Annotated in this window: 20 protein-coding genes; 18 read left to right on the forward strand and 2 right to left on the reverse strand. The window is 27.9% G+C overall.

Translation table 11 applies throughout. The features are described from left to right. Positions 1-12: 12 nt before the first annotated feature. The 8 genes from ACQRD5_RS08950 (at position 13) to ACQRD5_RS08985 (ending at position 6,155) form a co-directional block, all read left to right on the forward strand. Positions 13-351 carry a hypothetical protein gene (locus ACQRD5_RS08950; protein ID WP_291625032.1) on the forward strand — a complete coding sequence of 113 codons (339 nt, stop codon included), beginning with the start codon at positions 13-15 and terminating at the stop codon, positions 349-351. 10 nt (positions 352-361) lie between these two features. After that, entirely contained in the window at positions 362-1,300 is a 939-nt protein-coding gene (locus tag ACQRD5_RS08955; protein ID WP_291625030.1) for a tetratricopeptide repeat protein, read from the forward strand. A gap of 248 nt (positions 1,301-1,548) precedes the next feature. Next, positions 1,549-2,481 (forward strand): 4Fe-4S dicluster domain-containing protein, encoded by a 933-nt coding sequence (locus ACQRD5_RS08960; protein WP_291625029.1) that lies wholly within the window; start codon positions 1,549-1,551, stop codon positions 2,479-2,481. A 26-nt stretch (positions 2,482-2,507) separates the two neighbouring features. After that, on the forward strand, positions 2,508-3,398 hold the full coding sequence (locus tag ACQRD5_RS08965; protein WP_320899964.1) for an RnfABCDGE type electron transport complex subunit D: 891 nt from the start codon (positions 2,508-2,510) through the stop codon (positions 3,396-3,398). 4 nt (positions 3,399-3,402) lie between these two features. Continuing rightward, complete coding sequence (locus ACQRD5_RS08970; RefSeq protein ID WP_320899966.1) at positions 3,403-4,017, forward strand: RnfABCDGE type electron transport complex subunit G; 615 nt, start codon at positions 3,403-3,405, stop codon at positions 4,015-4,017. A gap of 21 nt (positions 4,018-4,038) precedes the next feature. Then, positions 4,039-4,752, forward strand: coding sequence for an RnfABCDGE type electron transport complex subunit E (locus ACQRD5_RS08975; protein WP_294170197.1), 714 nt, complete (start codon positions 4,039-4,041; stop codon positions 4,750-4,752). Positions 4,753-4,766: 14 nt separating this feature from the next. Then, on the forward strand, positions 4,767-5,345 hold the full coding sequence (rsxA, locus tag ACQRD5_RS08980) for an electron transport complex subunit RsxA (RefSeq protein ID WP_320899969.1): 579 nt from the start codon (positions 4,767-4,769) through the stop codon (positions 5,343-5,345). A 12-nt stretch (positions 5,346-5,357) separates the two neighbouring features. Next, on the forward strand, positions 5,358-6,155 hold the full coding sequence (locus ACQRD5_RS08985) for an RnfABCDGE type electron transport complex subunit B (RefSeq protein ID WP_291625019.1): 798 nt from the start codon (positions 5,358-5,360) through the stop codon (positions 6,153-6,155). Between the two features lie 136 nt (positions 6,156-6,291). Here the strand turns inward: ACQRD5_RS08985 and ACQRD5_RS08990 are convergent, their stop codons facing one another. Together ACQRD5_RS08990 and ACQRD5_RS08995 are read right to left on the reverse strand one after the other, a co-directional pair. Beyond that, complete coding sequence (locus tag ACQRD5_RS08990; protein WP_291625017.1) at positions 6,292-7,560, reverse strand: FAD-dependent oxidoreductase; 1,269 nt, start codon at positions 7,558-7,560, stop codon at positions 6,292-6,294. A 71-nt stretch (positions 7,561-7,631) separates the two neighbouring features. Then, positions 7,632-7,952, reverse strand: a complete 321-nt coding sequence (locus tag ACQRD5_RS08995; protein WP_291625015.1) for a cytochrome C biogenesis protein — start codon at positions 7,950-7,952, stop codon at positions 7,632-7,634. A gap of 280 nt (positions 7,953-8,232) precedes the next feature. Here ACQRD5_RS08995 and ACQRD5_RS09000 point away from each other — a divergent pair, with 280 nt between their 5' ends. From ACQRD5_RS09000 to ACQRD5_RS09045, 10 genes are all read left to right on the forward strand, one after another. Then, positions 8,233-8,637, forward strand: coding sequence for a hypothetical protein (locus tag ACQRD5_RS09000; protein ID WP_427746734.1), 405 nt, complete (start codon positions 8,233-8,235; stop codon positions 8,635-8,637). 128 nt (positions 8,638-8,765) lie between these two features. Beyond that, positions 8,766-9,473, forward strand: coding sequence for an MgtC/SapB family protein (locus ACQRD5_RS09005; protein WP_320899972.1), 708 nt, complete (start codon positions 8,766-8,768; stop codon positions 9,471-9,473). 121 nt (positions 9,474-9,594) lie between these two features. After that, positions 9,595-10,047: a MarR family winged helix-turn-helix transcriptional regulator gene (locus ACQRD5_RS09010; protein ID WP_291625009.1), complete on the forward strand. Its 453-nt coding sequence runs from the start codon at positions 9,595-9,597 to the stop codon at positions 10,045-10,047. Between the two features lie 31 nt (positions 10,048-10,078). Beyond that, positions 10,079-10,492 carry a HutP family protein gene (locus ACQRD5_RS09015; protein ID WP_291625007.1) on the forward strand — a complete coding sequence of 138 codons (414 nt, stop codon included), beginning with the start codon at positions 10,079-10,081 and terminating at the stop codon, positions 10,490-10,492. Positions 10,493-10,756: 264 nt separating this feature from the next. Further along, positions 10,757-11,761: an ABC transporter substrate-binding protein gene (locus ACQRD5_RS09020; protein WP_294168861.1), complete on the forward strand. Its 1,005-nt coding sequence runs from the start codon at positions 10,757-10,759 to the stop codon at positions 11,759-11,761. Further along, positions 11,761-12,681 (forward strand): ABC transporter permease, encoded by a 921-nt coding sequence (locus tag ACQRD5_RS09025; RefSeq protein ID WP_291625004.1) that lies wholly within the window; start codon positions 11,761-11,763, stop codon positions 12,679-12,681. The genes ACQRD5_RS09020 and ACQRD5_RS09025 overlap by 1 nt, the downstream gene beginning before the upstream one ends. Beyond that, complete coding sequence (locus ACQRD5_RS09030) at positions 12,647-13,441, forward strand: ABC transporter ATP-binding protein (RefSeq protein WP_291625002.1); 795 nt, start codon at positions 12,647-12,649, stop codon at positions 13,439-13,441. Before ACQRD5_RS09025 ends, ACQRD5_RS09030 begins: the two co-directional genes overlap by 35 nt. 577 nt (positions 13,442-14,018) lie before the next feature. After that, complete coding sequence (gene adhE, locus ACQRD5_RS09035) at positions 14,019-16,646, forward strand: bifunctional acetaldehyde-CoA/alcohol dehydrogenase (RefSeq protein ID WP_291625000.1); 2,628 nt, start codon at positions 14,019-14,021, stop codon at positions 16,644-16,646. 131 nt (positions 16,647-16,777) lie between these two features. Further along, on the forward strand, positions 16,778-17,287 hold the full coding sequence (locus ACQRD5_RS09040; RefSeq protein ID WP_291624998.1) for a hypothetical protein: 510 nt from the start codon (positions 16,778-16,780) through the stop codon (positions 17,285-17,287). A gap of 24 nt (positions 17,288-17,311) precedes the next feature. Beyond that, positions 17,312-18,556: a replication-associated recombination protein A gene (locus tag ACQRD5_RS09045; protein WP_291624996.1), complete on the forward strand. Its 1,245-nt coding sequence runs from the start codon at positions 17,312-17,314 to the stop codon at positions 18,554-18,556. The last annotated feature ends 68 nt before the right edge of the window (positions 18,557-18,624 follow it).

Consider the following 18,624-nt stretch of genomic DNA (forward strand, 5'->3'; position numbering starts at 1 on the left):
GAGGGGTAAAGTATGCTATTAAACATACTACTATTAATATGGGGAGCTACAGAACTTATAATAGGTGGAGTAGTAGCTACAAAGAAAAAATTATTATTTTTAAATATAATTATAGAAAGTTTTTCTTATATAAATAGAGAATTCCATATTGAAAGAATAGATGATATTAGAAGTTTTTCAACATGGATTGGAGAAACTATTTTAGTTGAAGGAGCATTGTATGTTTTCCTTGCTTCTGCTGCTATATATTTTAAAATGAATATTATTATAGTTGTTATTTTTATTATTATAATTGAAACAGTATTTTTTAATAATATTATTAAAGGAATTAAAACTTTTATAAGAGAATAAAGAGGTAACCATGTCAGATAAAAGATACATTTTTGAAAATTATTTAAATATAGCTAGAGGATTTGTTAGTGAAAAAGAGTATTCTAAAGCACTAAAATTTTATAATAAAGCATATAGATTTCATGAAGGTAAGAATGATATAGAACTTGTCCTTGATATAGCCTTACTTTATGATAAATTAGGTTATAAAAATGAGGCGGAAGAAAAATATAAGGCTGCCATTAAGATTGATAAAAAAGATGCTAGAGCTTATTATGGACTAGGTGTTTTATATGATGAAGATGGATTCTTAGAAGAAGCTATAGAATTTTATAAAAATGCAATAGAATTAGATCCTAAATATGATAGAGCTTATTTCTTTTTAGCTAATGCATATGATGAATTAAAAGATGTAACAAACGCAATTAAGTATTATAATGAGGTTTTAAAATTAGTTCCTAAAGATCTATGGGCAAATGCTAATTTAGGATGTATATATGAAGAAATGGGAAATTATGAAAAGGCTCTTGAGTATATGGAAGAAGCATTAAAAATAGACTCAAGAAATTTTAGAATTTTGTTTAATATGGGAGTATTACTTAATAGTTTAAATAAAGAAGAGGAAGCAAAAGAGTATTATATTAAGTCAATAAAGGAGAATTCTAAGTATCCATATAGTTATTTAAATTTATCTATAATATATAAGGAAAAAAAAGAGTTTGAAACTGCTATTGATATAATAAGTGAAGGGATAGATAATAATCCAAATTCTAGTTTCTTATATTATAACAGATGTTGCTTCTATGTAAATATTAATAAACTTCAACAAGCTTTTAAAGATTTAATAAGAAGCATAGAGCTAAATAATATATTTTTTGAGTATATGAAAGAGGATGAAGAGCTAGATAAATTAAGAGAAATAGAAGAATATAAAGATTATATAAAAAGATCACTGCAAAAATACAAATAATATAGATTTATAATAAACTTAAAATGTAGTTTATAAAATAAACTATTTTAGTATTTGTTATTATTAAAAACAATTCTATATTATGAATTTTTAAAATGGAGATGCTACGGCAATCTCTTTATTTTTTTGTTAAAAATATTACAAAAGTTGTGGAGATGATTTATTTGTGGTAATATGAGAATGTTAGTCAAAATATGCGTTAAATTAGTGTATTTAATGTTAAGAATAAATATAGGAGGTTTTTTGTAGTGTTTATTAATATTTTTAATAATGTAAAAGTTTCGAATAAACTATTTACATTAAGTGATTCTACATTATCACAAACTTTAGTAGAAAAAGAGAACTTAGAAAAATTATCTACTAAAGAAATTGATGAAAACTTGATCTCATATTACGAAAAAAATAAAGAAAAAAAAGTAATAGTTAAAGCATTTAGTTTTCAACCAAATCTAAATGGATATGAAATTATAGTAAATGCAAAAAAAGAAGAATTAAAGAAAGGCTTAGAGAAAATTAATTCTTTAAATGAGGTAAAGCTAGTAGTTAATAAAAAAGATAAAAATTTATTTGAAGAATTAAAATTATTTGGTGAAGTTGTTAAGGTTAATCCATTAACAGAAATATACAATAATAAGCTTATAAGTAAAGTTTATGGGGAAGACAATAATGTCATAATATATGATATTTTAGACATTATTAAACTAGGACAGGCATTACTAGGAAAAGAAATAGAAAATTATGTTACTGTATATGGAAGTGCAGTTAAAGAAAAAAAAGTGGTTGCAATTAATACCAATACTACATATAGAGAAGTATTTGATTTATTAAATGGAAAAATAGAAATCCTTTTAAAAGTTATAGATGGAGGAAGTTTAAATGGTACTCCAATATATGATTTGGACTCTAAAATAAGTAATGATTCAAAAGGCTTACTATTTTTAAGTGATGTAGATTTACCATCAAATGAAACATATAACTGCATTAATTGTGCTAAATGCTTAAGAGTATGTCCAGAAGGATTAAGTCCTGTAAAACTTATGGAACTATCAAAAAGAAATGAAAAAGAAGAATTTATTAAATTTGGAGGAAAGAAGTGTATAGACTGTGGATTATGCAGTTTCATATGTCCTTCAAATATAGAAGTTTCACAAATAATAAAAACTTCAAAAGAATTTAATTAATAAGAATCTGAACAGGAGTGAAAAGTGTGGAAAATAGAAATCTTAAAGTATCACCAGCACCTTATATTAAAAAAGGGCTAGAGATTAATAAGATAATAATTGATTTTATTATAGCATTAATTCCAGCTATATTTGCAGGTATTTACTTTTATAAGGTAGATGCTGCTAAAATATTAATTACTACAATTTTAACTAGTATTATTGCAGAAGGGCTTTGGAATAAATATGTTAAGAAAACTTCATTTTTAACAGACTTAAGTCCAGTAGTATTAGGTATAATCTTAGGATTAATAATGCCAACATACGTTCCATTATGGATACCAATTATAGGATCAATTTTTGCAACTATTGTTGTAAAACAATTCTTTGGTGGATATGGACAAAACTTTATGAATCCAGCAGCAGCTACTAAGGCATTTTTAATAGCTTCATGGGCAGGGGTTATGGCAAAACCAGTAGCAGACGCAACTTCTGCAGCATCAGGTGCAACAGAAGTAACTGTATCATTAGTAGATAAAATTATAGGGCAAGCTTCAGGAAGTATAGGGGAAGTATCTATTTTGGCTTTATGTTTAGGTGGACTTTACTTAGCATTTAGAGGAAGAATTAGTTTAAGAGGGCCAATTACATTTATTTTATCAGCAATGGTTATGTATAATATTTTTGATAAAGAGTTATTATTACCAGGTGCATTTTTTGTTGCTGCAATCTTTATGACAACTGATTATGGAACAACCCCAATGACTAGAATAGGACAATACATATTTGGAATAATTGCAGGTATTTGTGCTTCAATTATTGCTGTAAAAGGATTTAATCCAGAAGGACCATATTACGCTATTATTATTATGAATTTATGTACTCCTTTAATTGAATATTTAACAACTAAAAAAATTAAGGTCAAGAAGGAGGCTTAAGTATATGAAAAGAAATTTTAAGCTAGGAGGAATCCTTCTAATAATAACTATGATTTCGGGTTTATTACTTGGATTTGCAAATGACTTAACTAAAGAAGCGATTTTAGAAAACTCTAAAATTAGTAAAGATGATTTAAATTATATAATGCCAGCAGCAGAAAAGATTCAAGATACAACAATTGAATTAGATGCAGAAAGTAGCATTAAAGAAGTATATGAAGCTGTTAGTGGAAATGATACTATAGGTTATGTTATGAAAGTAAATAAAAAAGGTTTCCATGGGCCTATTGATTTTGTTATTGGGATTTCTAAAGATGATAAAGTTACTGGGATGAAAGTTTTATCACATAATGAAACACCTGGTCTAGGTGCAAAAATAACAGAAGATAAGTTTACTGAAAGATTTAAAGATAAACCTGCAACTGATTATTTAGAAGCAGTAAAGATTACTCCTAATAAGGATAATGAAGTAGAAGCTATATCAGGAGCTACAACTTCAAGTAAAGCATCTGTAAGTGCAGTTAATGAAGCAATTACCTTCTATTTAGAAAAAATAAAAGGTGAAACAGTAGAGCACATGGAAGATACTGATGCAAATACAGGGGCTAGTTCAAATTAATATTAAATTAGGAGGAAGGCAATGAATAAGTTAATTGAAAGATTAAAAAATGGAATAATTACTGAAAATCCAATTTTTGTACAAGTTTTAGCTATGTGTCCAACTCTAGCTGTTACAACAAGTGCAGAAAATGCTTTAGGAATGGGATTAGCATCAACTGTAGTTTTAATATTTTCTAATATGATAATTTCAGCAATAAGAAAACTAGTTCCTGATGAAATAAGAATACCAGCGTATATAGTAGTTATAGCATCTTTTGTTACTATAATTGATATGCTTATGCAAGGATACTTACCAAGTCTTTATTCTTCACTTGGAATATTTATTCCTTTAATTGTTGTTAACTGTATAATATTAGGAAGAGCAGAAGCTTATGCTTCAAAGAATCAAATTTTACCATCTATATTTGATGCAATTGGAATGGGATTAGGATTTACAATAGCATTATTTTTAATAGGTACATTTAGAGAAATATTAGGTGCTGGACAATTTTTAGGAATTCAAGTTATTCCTGAAACTATAAAACCTGCTTCTATTATGATATTAGCACCAGGTGCCTTCTTTACTTTAGGTGGACTTATGGTAGTTTTAAATGCTTATAATATGAAAAAAGCGGTTAGAACTGGTGAAGAAGTTAAGCCTTTAGAACATAATTGCGGAAGTTGTTCTGGATGTGGAACTGGATCTTGTGGTACTACTTCAGGAATAGAAATAAAAGATACTAATAAAAACTAAGAGGGGTGGAACTGATGGAATTATTTATGATTTTTATAGCAGCAATGCTTGTAAATAACTTTGTACTTTCAAAATTCTTAGGAATTTGTTCATTCCTTGGAGTTTCAAAGAAAAAAGATGCAGCTATAGGAATAGGATTAGCTGTTACCTTTGTTATGACTTTAGCTTCAATTATGTCATGGCTTGTATATACTCAAATATTAGTTAGATTTGAGCTTGAATATTTAAAAACTATAGCAAATGTTTTAGTTATTGCAGCATTAGTTCAATTTGTAGAAATGGCTATTAAAAAATTATCACCTGCCCTTCATAAGGCTTTAGGAATATACTTACCGCTTATTACTACAAACTGTGCTGTTTTAGGAATGGCAACATTAAATATACAAGAAAGTTATAACTTTATAGAATCTGTGGTAAATGGATTAGGTGCTGCATCAGGATATATGTTATCAATAGTTTTACTATCATTCATTAGAGAAAGAATAGATAATAATGAAAATATACCTGTTGTTCTAAGAGGATTACCAATTACATTATTTACTGCTGCTTTAATGTCAATTGCCTTTTTAGGATTCCAAGGATTAATTCACTAGGGGAGGTATAGTATGAATATTTTATTTGCAACTTTAAGTTTAGGGCTTTTAGGGTTACTTTTTGGAGTGCTTTTAGGTTTTGCATCAAAAGCTTTTGAAGTTAAAGTAGATCCTAAAATACCAAAATTGAGAGAATGCCTTCCAGGAGCAAACTGTGGAGGATGTGGTTTTGCAGGTTGTGATGCTTATGCAGAAGCTGTAGTAATGGAAGGTGCAAAACCTAATTTATGCTCAGTAGGAGGAGCGAAAACAGCTGAAGATATTGGAGAAGTTTTAGGAATTAAAGTAGATGCTTCTGAAAAGATGACTGCTTTTGTTAAATGTAACGGTAATTGTGATTCGGCTAAAATTAAATATGATCTAGAAGGTGTTACTGATTGTTTAACTGCTTCACTTATGGTTAATGGTGGTTCAAAGGCATGTTCATATGGTTGCTTGGGACTAGGAAGTTGTGTTAGCGTTTGTGAATTTGGAGCTTTAGATATAGTTAATGGTATTGCTAAGGTTAATGTAGAAAAATGTACAAACTGTGGCGCATGTATTAATATTTGTCCAAAAGGACTTATTGAATCAGTACCTGCTTCTAAAAAGGTAAGAGTTGAGTGTAATAATACAGAAATTGGTAGACACGTTAAAGAAAATTGCTCATCTGCATGTATAGGATGTAAATTATGTGAGAGAAACTGTCCGAAGGATGCAGTTCATGTAGTAAATAATTTAGCAAAAGTCGATTATGATAAGTGTGTAAATTGTCAACTTTGTACTAAAAAGTGTCCTACAGGAGCAATAAAAAATATATTTTTAGCATAGAAAAAAGGTGCTATCGCACCAATGTAAAATGAATAATGAAAAATGTAAAATTAAAGATGAAACTCCTTGATGAGTTTTTAGAATAAATATATTTTACATTCTAAATTTTTAATTCGGAGCTGTTGAAACAGCTCCTTTATTTATTAAATATTCCTAACAAAGATAAGGAACTAACTCTGTGTTTTATCATCTCTCTATCTGTTGTGTATAGATTTAGTTTTTTCATCCTTTCAAAGTATTCTCCACCTGAAAAGGTATGTCGAAGGCTTTTTCCATTTTCCATATCTAAGGTTTCATTTGCAAAGGCAATAATATCCCCTATAGAAAGTTCTCTAGGTAACTCTAAAAGTTCTTCACCAAGAAGGTACTTTATTGCATTGTAACCTGCTAAAGCTCCTGTAGCCATAGCTTCAGTATGGCCCACAAAGAAGCCAGATTTTTCTCCAGCACAAAACATATTATTTAATCCTTTAATTTTCATGGTATTATCCCTAGGACTAGATGCTAAATATCTAATGGAGTTAGAGGTTCCACCTGATAAAGGGTCAATATATCTAGCATTTTCTAGACCTGGAATCTTACGAAGTTTTTCTATAGGATAATAGGAAGTCATAAGTTTTATATGGCCAGTGTCTAATAAAATAACATTTTCAGCAAATTCTTTTAAAGCATATTGTTGGCATACTTTTTGACTTAATTTATCTAAATTAATATCTTCATGAGGAATAGGAATACTTGCTACACCTTTAGTTGTAACTTCTTCTAATAATTTCTTAGATAATGATTCACGAGGTAATTCACATGAACCACTCATTGCGCCAGGTATACCATTATTTCTTTCTCCTATAATATCACTTATTCCAGCTTTTGCACTTAAGCTTTCTCTACCACCAAAAGTAGGGCACCTTAATATACACATCGAACATCCATTGCCATATCTATTACAATTTGTCATAGGACCAGTTGAACCAGTAGTTTCTATAAATACATCACCTTTAATAAAAGTTCCATTAGTTAATTTTATTTCTGTAATTGAATTATTATTTAAAGATACATTTATAGCTCTACTATTAAAGTGAATATTAATGCCAAGAGAAACAAGATATTTCCTTATTTTAGGCTCAGCCTTACCTATATCTGTTAGACTTGCATGATTATGTCCAGTAAAGTTAATATTTCTATGGAGGGCAAGGCTATCCATAATATCAATTATTTCATTAGCACCTAAATATGATAATTCTTCTGAAGCTGTAAATCTTCCGTTATTTCTCATAATTCCGCCAACATTTCCAACACCAAGTAACATATCTGTTCTTTCTATAACATGAACTTCCGCCTTCATTTTTCTTGCTTGTATGGCAGCTTGACATCCAGCAAAGCCGCCACCGATTATAATTACTTTCATTCTTAATACCTCAAATATTAGTATTTATAATAAAATATTCTAATACTTAAGATTTGCTACCATTACAACTTCTAATTTATAATAGGTATTATGTGATATACAGGTTCTTCATAAGGGTGAATAGCTTTTATTACGTTGATTACTTCTATAGCTAAATCTTTGTCACATCTAAACTCCATTTTCGCTTCTTTTTCAATACTTAACTCGTTTTCCTTACCTAGGTATGGATTAGAAGATTTCAAAGGTCTAAAATATCCAGTTACTTCAGTTATTGAAATGCAGTTATCATATTTTCCTATAATTAAGGCTCCTGTATTGTTAATTGCTTCTCTTAATTTATTAACATGACTAAATGGAACATATATTTCAAACTTAACTTTAGTATAATTCATAGAATTACCTCCTATTAATAACTATAATTTAATATTAGACTATTGCCATAAAATAGTAAACAAGATAAATGTCTAATGAGAATAAAAATTCAATTTTAAAAAGTAATAAAATTCCTTAAAAAAACTAATAATTTATTACAAAAGATAAAATAAATGAAAAATAATATCATAAAAATAAGTAAATTACTTAAAAACTAGGAAAGTTTAGACTAAATATATCTTTTGATGTTATTAAGCATAATATATTATTGAGAGAAATAAATTGATTTGGGGGATAAAAATGGGAACATTATTTTCAATTATTGGTATTATATTAAGTTTTGTTGCTGGTATTACCTTACTTAAAAGAACAATATTAAACAAGGGGTTTGTTATAAAAAAAGCTAAAGTTATAGGCTTTGAAGCATATACCTATTCAATACCTGGAATTGAGTGCAATACAGTACACAATACAAAGCTATATCCAATTATAGAAGTGGAAGATGAAAATAAGTATGTGAAAATTGCAATTTCAATATTTGAAAAGAAATGCAATTTAGAAAGTGGAGATGAAATAGAAGTTGTTTATCCTAAGGGAAGGTTAGAAAAGGTAAAAATATATAGTAGAGATAAAATATACAATTTTTATTATTTAGTGTTAATAATGGGATTATTAATAACAATATTGTCAATAAGAATAATTTAAATTATATATGTTCTTTATCTTAATATTTATTATTTAGCTATTGGGGCTGTTTTTAACAGCTCTTTTTTTGTCAATTTTTTTATTATTAATTCATAACTTAAAATAATGACTAATTGAGGAGAGATATAATGAAACTTACTATAAATCAAATAATTATAAGAATACTAATGGCATTAATTATAGGAGGTCTAATTGGGTATGAAAGGGAATTACAAAATAGAGCTGCAGGCCTTAGGACGCATATTTTAGTTTGTTTAGGAGCTACTATAATTTCTTTACTACAAATAGAAATGAGTAATAAAGCAATAGAAATTATATATTCAAATGAAAAATTATATGAAGTTATTAAAATAGATTATGGTAGACTTGGAGCTCAAGTAATTACTGGAGTAGGATTTATAGGAGCAGGTGCAATAATTCATAATAGAGGGAATATAAAAGGATTAACTACTGCAGCAACTTTGTGGGTAGTAGCATGTTTAGGTTTAACTATAGGAATGGGTGGATACTTTATTAGTATTTTTTCTACTATTATAATTTTCATAATATTAGTATTTTTAAAAAGGATAGAAGATAAATTTATTTCTAAAAATACAATGGAAAAAATTAAATTAGAATATTTTAAAGAAGGAGAAATAGAAAGTGAAATAGAACAGTTTCTAGAAAGAAAAAAAATAAAAATTAAAAAAATAGAGTATAATTATAATAATGATAATGGAAATAAAGTTTATGCATTATATATTATAATAAAACCAAAAAAAGTTAGGATTGAAAAAGTATTAGAAGAATTAAAAGAAAAATTTAAAATAATTAAAGTAAGTATAATTAATAAATAAAATAAAGTTATTTGAATATCAAATTATTTTGAGATTAAATAATATATTTCGTTGAATTTTACATTACTTTAGATTATTATTTAATTAAGGTACAATTGAAAAAAGGATGGGATAATTCATTATGAAAAAAGACATAAGTGTAGTTAATGAACTGTTGGTAAAAATATTTAACGAAATACTTCAGATAGAAGAAAAGACATTAAAAAATGGACATTTTTCTGATTTATCTGTAAGAGAAATGCATACTATTGAAGCCATTGGAAGAAAAGAAAAGAGGATGATGAGTGAAGTTGCACAGGATTTAGGTATAACAGTTGGAACTTTAACTACATCTATAAATAGGCTTATAAAAAAAGAATATGTTGAAAGAAGTAGAATAGAAGAGGACAGACGAGTAGTTCTTGTTGAGCTAACTCAAAAGGGAAAAGTAGCACATAGATTGCATGAAAGGTTTCATAACGAAATGGTTACAACTATGATTGATGATCTTTCTGAAAGTGAAAAAGATATTTTAATAGGAGCATTAGGAAAATTAAATAATTATTTTAAAGAAAAATGTGAATCCATAAAATAATAAATATTAAATAGAAGTACAGGAGGATATTATGGTAAATACAAGTTTGGAAGTTGCAAAATATGCCACAAGGATGGCTGTTTCATCTAGAGAAGAAGAAGAGGAATTAAAAAATGAACTTAAGAAAAAAGGTATTTTCGTTACAGCAGTTAATATAGGCGGAAATATTAACGAGTCAACTTCCAAAATATTAGAAAGAGCTTTAGTAGCATCTAAGAGAAATGGTCTTATAAGAGAAGAGCATTTACATGAAGGTGGAGTTATAGGTGCTACTAGGGATGCTTTAATGCAAGTATGGAATAGAGCGAGTGGACAAAATGTTGGAGGTAAAATAGGTATTGCAAAACACGGGGAACATTTAAGTGTTTGTATATTTTTAAGTGTTGGACTTTTGCATTTAGATGAAGTAGTTATAGGTATAGGGCATAGAGCTATTCCTAATTAAAGGTAATTTTAGATAGTATAATATTAAAAGGCACTAGAGTGTCTTTTTTTTCTTTATATAATGATTTCTAACTGTTTATATATTTACAAAAAAAACTAATTGTGATATTATATGATAAATATAAAAATATCAATAAAATCTTAATAATAATAGTAAAGTATTATATTTTATATAATATTTATAGTAAATTATAAGCGTAGAATTGTAGGGATTAGGATTTTATTAAAGCTAAATATGTTTAGTTATATTAGGAGGATGGTAAAGATGGTAGGAAAAAAGAAAATTTCAATGGTATTATTATCGTTAATTGTAGCGAGTGCTTTTGTTGGCTGTAACGAAGGTGATAAAACATCTTCAACTAAAAAAACAGAATATAATATTGGAATTAGTCAATTAGTCCAACATCCAGCTTTAGATTCAGCAAGAGAAGGATTTATTGAAGGGTTAAAAGAAAAGGGATATGAAGAAGGGAAAAATATAAAAATTGACTATCAAAATGCTCAAGGAGATAATCCAACTTCTCAAACAATAGCACAAAAGTTTACATCAGAAAAGAAAGATTTAATTTTGGCTATTGCAACTACATCAGCACAAGCAGTATATAATTCAACTAAAGAAATACCAACAGTTTTTACTGCAGTTACTGATCCAGTTTCAGCTGGTATAGCTAAGGATTGGAAAAGTTCAGGAACTAATATGACAGGAGTTTCAGATATGGTGCCTATAGATAAGCAACTTGAATTATTGCTTAAACTTAAGCCTGAAATTAAAAATATAGGAGTAATTTATAACACTTCTGAAACCAATTCAGTAGTACAAGTTGAAGAATTAAAGAAGGAAGCTAGTAAATTAAATATAAGTGTTAAAGAAATTGGAATTACAAATGTAAATGAAATAAATCAAAATTTAAGTGCAGTTATCAAAGATATAGATGCATTATATACACCAACTGATAATACTGTAGCCTCTGCTTATGATTTAGTTGGACAAATTGCTGTAAAAAATAATGTAGCGATTTTAGGAGCAGAAGAAGCTATTGTATCTAAAGGTGGTTTATGTTCAATCGGAATAGATTATTTTAAACTTGGAAAAGAAACAGGATATAAAGCAGCTGAAATATTAGAGGGAAAGAAACCAGAGGAAATAGAAATTACTACATTAAGTGATATGACTATTGTAATAAATACTGATGTAGCTAATAAATTAAATATTAGCATTCCTAGTGATCTTAAAGAAAATGCAAAGGCTATAACTGGGGGCGTTAACTAATGGATTTAATAATAAATGTATTAGAACAAGGGTTACTTTTTGGAGTAGTTGCTATAGGGGTTTATATTACGTATAAGATTTTAGACTTTCCAGATCTTTCTGTAGATGGGACTTACCCATTAGGTGCAGCTATATGTGCAGCTTTGTTAGTTAAAGATGTAAATCCTTGGTTAGCAGTTTTGGTTGCCACTATAGGAGGAGCTTTAGCTGGATTAGTAACAGCACTTTTAAATGTAAAACTTAAAATAACTAATTTAATGTCTGGAATATTAGTTATGATAGGTTTATATTCAGTTAATTTAATGGTTATGGGGCAATCAAATATACCATTATTTAATACTAAAAATGTTTTTACTGGAAAATTTAATATAATTACAATTATTGTAGTGGTTTTAATAATAAAGATATCATTTGATTTCTTTTTAAAAACAAAGCTTGGTAATTTACTTATAGCAGTTGGAGATAATGAACAATTAGTCACCTCATTGGGAATAAATAAAAATAATATAAAGATACTTGGACTGATGATAAGTAATGGATTAGTTGCTTTAAGTGGTGCTTTAACAGCTCAATATCAAGGATTTTCAGATGCTAGCATGGGAACTGGAGTGGTTGTTATGGGTCTAGCAGCTGTTATTATAGGTGCTTCAATTTTTAAGAAAATGAGCTTTATGAAATATACAACTATTTCAATATTTGGAGCTATAATTTATAAATTAGCTATAGCATTAGCTTTAAAATTTGGTTTAAATCCAAATTATTTAAAGCTTATGACAGCAGTTATAGTTATCATAGCTTTAAGTTTAAATTCAGGAGTATTTAAATTTAAAGGGAAAAGAAGAAAAGCTAAAAGTACTGAAATAAAAAGAGAAGGCGGTGATGTTAATGCTAAAGATTCAAGCATTGCACAAAGTCTTTAATGAAAATACTATAAATGAAAACAAGGTATTTACAGATTTTTCTTTAGAAGTAAATGAAGGAGACTTCATTAGCATAATAGGATCTAATGGAGCTGGAAAATCAACATTACTAAATATTATATCAGGAAATATTCAATGCGATGAAGGTATAATTGAATTAAATGGCGAAGATGTTTCTTATAAGGATGAATATAAAAGATCGAAAATGATAGGTAGAGTCTTCCAAAATCCATCCTTAGGTGTAGCACCTAATATGACAATATTAGAAAATTTATCATTAGCAGACAATAAAGGAAAGAGGTTTGGTTTAAGTTCTGGAGTTAATAAAAAAAGAATTCCATATTATGAAGAACTTCTTAAGGAGCTAGATTTAGGACTTGAAGATAAGTTGTATAATAAAGTTAATTTATTGTCAGGAGGCCAAAGACAAGCTTTGAGTATGTTAATTGCGGTTATGTCTAAACCTAAATTATTATTATTAGATGAGCATACAGCAGCTTTAGATCCAAAAACTTCATTAAAAATAATGGAGATAACAGAAAAAATTGTAAAAGATACTAATATTACAACAATGATGGTAACTCATAATTTAAAGCAAGCAATAAAAACAGGTAATAGACTGATAATGATGCATAGAGGTAAAATATTAATAGATGTTAAAGGTAAAGAAAAGGAAGAATTGACAACAGAAAAATTAATGAATTTATTTAAAGATGCTAATATTAATGATGATTTAAGTGATAGAAGTTTATTAGCATAAAAGTATAACAAAGATTTATAGTTATTAGTAAATTAGACTATAAAAAAGGAACTGTGGTTTTCTACAGTTCTTTTTTAGTTTTGAAGAATTTATATTTTTTAAATCTGTAAATAACTTTATGTAAGTAGTAAAATTCATAGTATAGAAAATACATTTTTTTAGGTATATTTTATAAGATTTAATGGAAAAGTAATAGTAGATAAAAAAATAAAATAATAAATCTTTGTTATTTTAATAACAATATTTATTAAATAAATTAAGTTTTAAACTTATTATAAGAAGGAGTTAATATTATCAGAATAATTAAATTATTAAAAAAAATATAAAGATTCAAATTAAAAATTTAAATTACCTCAAAAATATAATAAAAATATACAAAATAATACTTAATTATTACTTTTGATTATCATTTTTATAAAATGAGAAAAAAATAGAAAAAATATGATAAAAATTTAACAAAAAAGATTGACAAAAATTAAACAATAAAATACAATAATATTGTCAGTAAGTTAAATAAATTTTAGTAATAAAATAAATTATTTAAAAATATAAATCGCATCATTTAGGAGGATATAAAATGGTTGTAACAAATGCACAAGAATTAACTCAAAGAATTAATAAATTAAGAGAGGCTCAAAGAATTTTTGCAACTTATACTCAAGAACAAGTTGATGAAATTTTTAGACAAGCAGCAATAGCAGCAAATGATAACAGAATCAAATTAGCTAAAATGGCAGTTGCAGAAACTGGAATGGGTATAGTGGAAGATAAAGTTATAAAGAACCATTTTGCAGCAGAATATATATATAATCAATATAAAGATATGAAAACTTGTGGAGTTTTAGAAGAAGATAAAACTTACGGAATTACTAAGGTTGCTGAACCAATAGGAGTTATAGCAGCAATAGTTCCAACAACAAATCCAACATCAACAGCAATATTTAAAACATTAATAGCTTTAAAAACTAGAAATGCAATTATAATTTCTCCACATCCAAGAGCAAAAAAAGCTACAATAGAAGCTGCTAAGATAGTTTTAGAAGCTGCAGTTAAAGCAGGAGCTCCAGAAGGAATTATAGGATGGATAGATGAACCATCAGTAGAATTATCTCAAAATGTTATGAGAGAATCAGATATAATATTAGCAACAGGTGGTCCAGCTATGGTTAAGGCTGCTTATTCATCAGGAAGACCAGCATTAGGAGTTGGAGCAGGTAATACACCAGCTATCATAGATGAAACTGCTCATATAAAAATGGCTGTAAACTCAATACTTCTTTCTAAAACTTTTGATAATGGAGTTATTTGTGCATCAGAACAATCATTAGTAGTATTAGAGCAAGTATATGATGAAGTTAAAAAAGAATTAAGTGAAAGAGGAGCTTATATTTTAAAGGGTGAAGAAGTAGATAAGGTAAGAAAAGTTATATTAAATGAAAAAGGTGGCTTAAATGCTAATATAGTTGGTCAATCAGCTTATAAAATTGCAGAAATGGCAGGAGTTAATGTCCCAGAATCAGCTAAGGTCTTAATAGGGGAAGTAGAATCAGTAGAATTAGAAGAGCCATTTTCACATGAAAAATTATCACCAATTTTAGCTATGTATAAAGTAAAATCTTATGAAGAAGCTTTAGAAAAAGCAGCGAGATTAATTGAATTAGGTGGTATGGGCCATACTTCAATTCTTTATACTGATCAAATTAAGTGTAGAGATAGAATATTACAATTTGGCGAAAAAATGAAAACAGCTAGAACTCTAATAAATATGCCAGCATCACAAGGAGCTATAGGAGATATATTTAACTTTAGATTAGCACCATCACTAACTCTTGGATGTGGATCATGGGGAGGAAACTCAGTTTCAGAAAATGTTGGACCTAAGCACTTAATTAACATCAAGAGTATAGCTGAAAGGAGAGAAAATATGCTTTGGTTTAGAGTTCCAGAAAAAGTTTACTTTAAATATGGTTGTTTACCTGTAGCTCTTGGAGAGTTAAAGGATATGGATAAAAAGAAAGCATTTATAGTAACTGATAAAGTACTATTTGATATGGGATATACTAATAAGGTAACAGAAGTTTTAGAAAACAATGGAATACAATTTAAAATATTCTCAGATGTAGAACCAGACCCAACACTTAGATGTGCAAAAGCTGGTGCTAAGGAAATGTTAGATTTCAATCCTGATGTAATAATAGCTTTAGGTGGTGGATCTGCAATGGATGCTGCTAAGATTATGTGGGTTATGTATGAACATCCAGAAGTTAACTTCCATGATTTAGCTATGACATTTATGGATATAAGAAAGAGAATATATAAATTCCCTACTATGGGTAATAAAGCTATGATGGTTTCAATAGCAACATCAGCAGGTACAGGTTCAGAAGTAACTCCATTTGCTGTTATTACAGATGAAACTACAGGAGTTAAATACCCTCTTGCAGATTATGAATTAACTCCAGATATGGCAATAGTAGATGCTGAACTTATGATGACATCTCCTAAAGGATTAACTGCTTGTGCAGGTTTAGATGTATTAGTTCACTCAATTGAAGCATATGTTTCAATAATGGCTTCAGAATATACAAATGGATTAGCTTTAGAAGCTATTAGATTAGTATTTAAATATTTACCAGATGCATATAATGAAGGAACAACTAATGTAAAAGCAAGAGAAAAAATGGCTCATGCATCATGTATGGCTGGTATGGCATTCTCAAATGCTTTCTTAGGAATTACTCATTCAATGGCTCATAAATTAGGAGCATTCCATCACTTACCACATGGTATGGCTAATTCATTATTAATGAATGAGGTTATAAGATTTAATGCTACAGATGCACCTACTAAGCAAGCAGCATTTGCTCAATATAAATATCCAAATGCAGCATGGAGATATGCAAGAATTGCTGATCATCTTGGCTTAGGCGGAAATAGTGAAGAAGAAAAAGTTGAATTATTAATAAAGGCTGTTAAAGAGTTACAAGCTAAATTAAATATGCCTAAGACAATAAAAGAAGCAGGAGTTTCAGAAAGCAAGTTCTATGCAAGTCTTGATGAAATGGTTGAGCAAGCATTTGATGATCAATGTACAGGTGCTAACCCAAGATATCCATTAATGAGTGAATTAAAAGAAATGTATATAAATGCTTATGAAGGATCTAAGGAAAAAGAAACTAAAAAAGCAACAAAAAAGAATAAATAGTTTATAGATATAAAAATAGGATACTAAATAGTGTCCTATTTTTTTGATTTTACAAGCATAGCAATAGCTTTTTTATGATATTATTTATATATGTATTTATAAAAATAAAAATTTACTTTATGGAGGAATAAATGAAAAAAAATCTATTATTAAGTATGGTGATTATAATTATAAGTGTAGTTATTACAGGATGTGGAGTAATTTCGAAAGAATTAAAAAGCAAAGATGAAAATAAGATTAAGGATACTATAGATTTAGTATTGTCATATGAAAAAGGATATGATGATACTATGAAAAAACATATTAGTGAGAAAAACTTTTATGTATGTAATTATCCAGAATTTTATTCTAAATATATTGGTGAAGTAGATATTAAAGATTATGGAAGTGAAATTATAAGCTTAAGAGAAGATCAAGGAAGGTATATAGTTTGTATGACATTAAATCTTAGAGCGGTATCATTAGAAGTACATGAACATGACGATGGTAGTATTCATGAGGAAGGAAGTGACGAGGCTATTGGAGAAGATGTTCCAATTGAAGTAATTTTAAGGGAAAGAAATGGCGAATTATATATAGAAGGTTTTACAGAGTATGAAAATCTTGAAAAAGCTAAGGAATTAAATGAAGGCTTTAAGTAAAAAACTATAGAAAGAGTGAATTTTATGAAACCATTAGCAGAAGCGATGAGACCTCAAAAGTTAGAGGATTTTATAGGTCAAAAAAACATACTTGGAAAAGGAAAGCCATTATATAATTTAATAATAAGTAAAAAAATTCCTAATTGTATTCTTTATGGACCACCTGGTACTGGAAAAACTACACTGGCAAATATAATGGCTAATTATAGCGACAGAAAATTTTATAAATTAAATGCCACAACTGCATCGGTTAAGGATATTCAAGAAATAACTGAAAGTCTAGATAGTTTACTTAATTATAATGGAGTAGTTATCTATATAGATGAACTTCAACACTTTAGTAAGAAACAACAACAAGCACTTTTAGAATTTATTGAAAATGGAAGAGTTACATTAATAGCAAGTACTACTGAAAATCCTTATTTTGCTATTCATAAAGCAATCTTAAGTAGATGTAATATATTTCAATTTCAATCTCTTAATATAGAAGAAATAATTGAAGGCTTAGAAAGAGCAATAAAAAGGTTAATAAATGAGGGAATAGAAGTAGAATATACTAAAGAGGCATTAAAATACATCTCAGAGATTTCTCAAGGTGATTATAGAAAGGCATATAATATATTAGAGCTTGCTATTAACTCTCAGTTAACTAAGGTTAAAAATATAAATGTGGAATATATAGAAGAATTAAATCAATCTCATATAAGAGCTGATGCAAGTGGAGATGAATATTATAATTTTTTAAGTGCACTTCAAAAGAGTATAAGGGGAAGCGATCCAGATGCTGCAGTTCATTATTTAGCAAGACTAATTAAGTCAGGAAACTTACAAGCTATAATAAGAAGAATTTCAGTAATTGCAGCAGAAGATATAGGTCTTGCTCATCCTAATGCATTAACTGTAATAAATTCTGGAGTTGAACTAGCTCTAAAGGTTGGTCTTCCAGAGGCTTCATTGATATTATCTGAATTAGTAATTTACTTAGCAACATTACCTAAGTCCAACAGTTCTTATATAGCAATATCTAAGGCAATGGAAGATTTAGAAAATAAAAATATAGGAGATGTTCCAAAACATTTAAAGGATGCTCATTATTCTGGAGCAAAAAGCTTAGGGGTAGGAGGATATAAATATCCTCATGATTATGAAAATAATTATGTAAATCAAAAATATTTACCAGATAATTTACAAGGAATAAAATATTATAATCCACAAAATAATAAATATGAAAATAGTATAAAAAATTACTGGGATAATATAAAAAAATAATATCATAGGATAAGTAAAATATTTATCATTTAAAGCAAATTAGAAAGCAGTGTTATTATTGACAAGAA

Source organism: Clostridium sp. SGI.024, assembly GCF_050315195.1.
In the GTDB taxonomy this organism is placed as follows: Bacteria; Bacillota; Clostridia; order Clostridiales; family Clostridiaceae; genus Clostridium.

Bases quoted from the DNA above. Each gene is read 5' to 3' on its own strand.
- ACQRD5_RS08950 (WP_291625032.1), top strand. From the start codon at position 13: ATGCTATTAAACATACTACTATTAATATGGGGAGCTACAGAACTTATA.
- ACQRD5_RS08955 (WP_291625030.1), top strand. From the start codon at position 362: ATGTCAGATAAAAGATACATTTTTGAAAATTATTTAAATATAGCTAGA.
- ACQRD5_RS08970 (WP_320899966.1), top strand. From the start codon at position 3,403: ATGAAAAGAAATTTTAAGCTAGGAGGAATCCTTCTAATAATAACTATG.
- ACQRD5_RS08975 (WP_294170197.1), top strand. From the start codon at position 4,039: ATGAATAAGTTAATTGAAAGATTAAAAAATGGAATAATTACTGAAAAT.
- rsxA (WP_320899969.1), top strand. From the start codon at position 4,767: ATGGAATTATTTATGATTTTTATAGCAGCAATGCTTGTAAATAACTTT.
- ACQRD5_RS08985 (WP_291625019.1), top strand. From the start codon at position 5,358: ATGAATATTTTATTTGCAACTTTAAGTTTAGGGCTTTTAGGGTTACTT.
- ACQRD5_RS08990 (WP_291625017.1), bottom strand. From the start codon at position 7,560: ATGAAAGTAATTATAATCGGTGGCGGCTTTGCTGGATGTCAAGCTGCC.
- ACQRD5_RS08995 (WP_291625015.1), bottom strand. From the start codon at position 7,952: ATGAATTATACTAAAGTTAAGTTTGAAATATATGTTCCATTTAGTCAT.
- ACQRD5_RS09000 (WP_427746734.1), top strand. From the start codon at position 8,233: ATGGGAACATTATTTTCAATTATTGGTATTATATTAAGTTTTGTTGCT.
- ACQRD5_RS09005 (WP_320899972.1), top strand. From the start codon at position 8,766: ATGAAACTTACTATAAATCAAATAATTATAAGAATACTAATGGCATTA.
- ACQRD5_RS09010 (WP_291625009.1), top strand. From the start codon at position 9,595: ATGAAAAAAGACATAAGTGTAGTTAATGAACTGTTGGTAAAAATATTT.
- ACQRD5_RS09015 (WP_291625007.1), top strand. From the start codon at position 10,079: ATGGTAAATACAAGTTTGGAAGTTGCAAAATATGCCACAAGGATGGCT.
- ACQRD5_RS09020 (WP_294168861.1), top strand. From the start codon at position 10,757: ATGGTAGGAAAAAAGAAAATTTCAATGGTATTATTATCGTTAATTGTA.
- ACQRD5_RS09025 (WP_291625004.1), top strand. From the start codon at position 11,761: ATGGATTTAATAATAAATGTATTAGAACAAGGGTTACTTTTTGGAGTA.
- ACQRD5_RS09030 (WP_291625002.1), top strand. From the start codon at position 12,647: ATGCTAAAGATTCAAGCATTGCACAAAGTCTTTAATGAAAATACTATA.
- adhE (WP_291625000.1), top strand. From the start codon at position 14,019: ATGGTTGTAACAAATGCACAAGAATTAACTCAAAGAATTAATAAATTA.
- ACQRD5_RS09040 (WP_291624998.1), top strand. From the start codon at position 16,778: ATGAAAAAAAATCTATTATTAAGTATGGTGATTATAATTATAAGTGTA.
- ACQRD5_RS09045 (WP_291624996.1), top strand. From the start codon at position 17,312: ATGAAACCATTAGCAGAAGCGATGAGACCTCAAAAGTTAGAGGATTTT.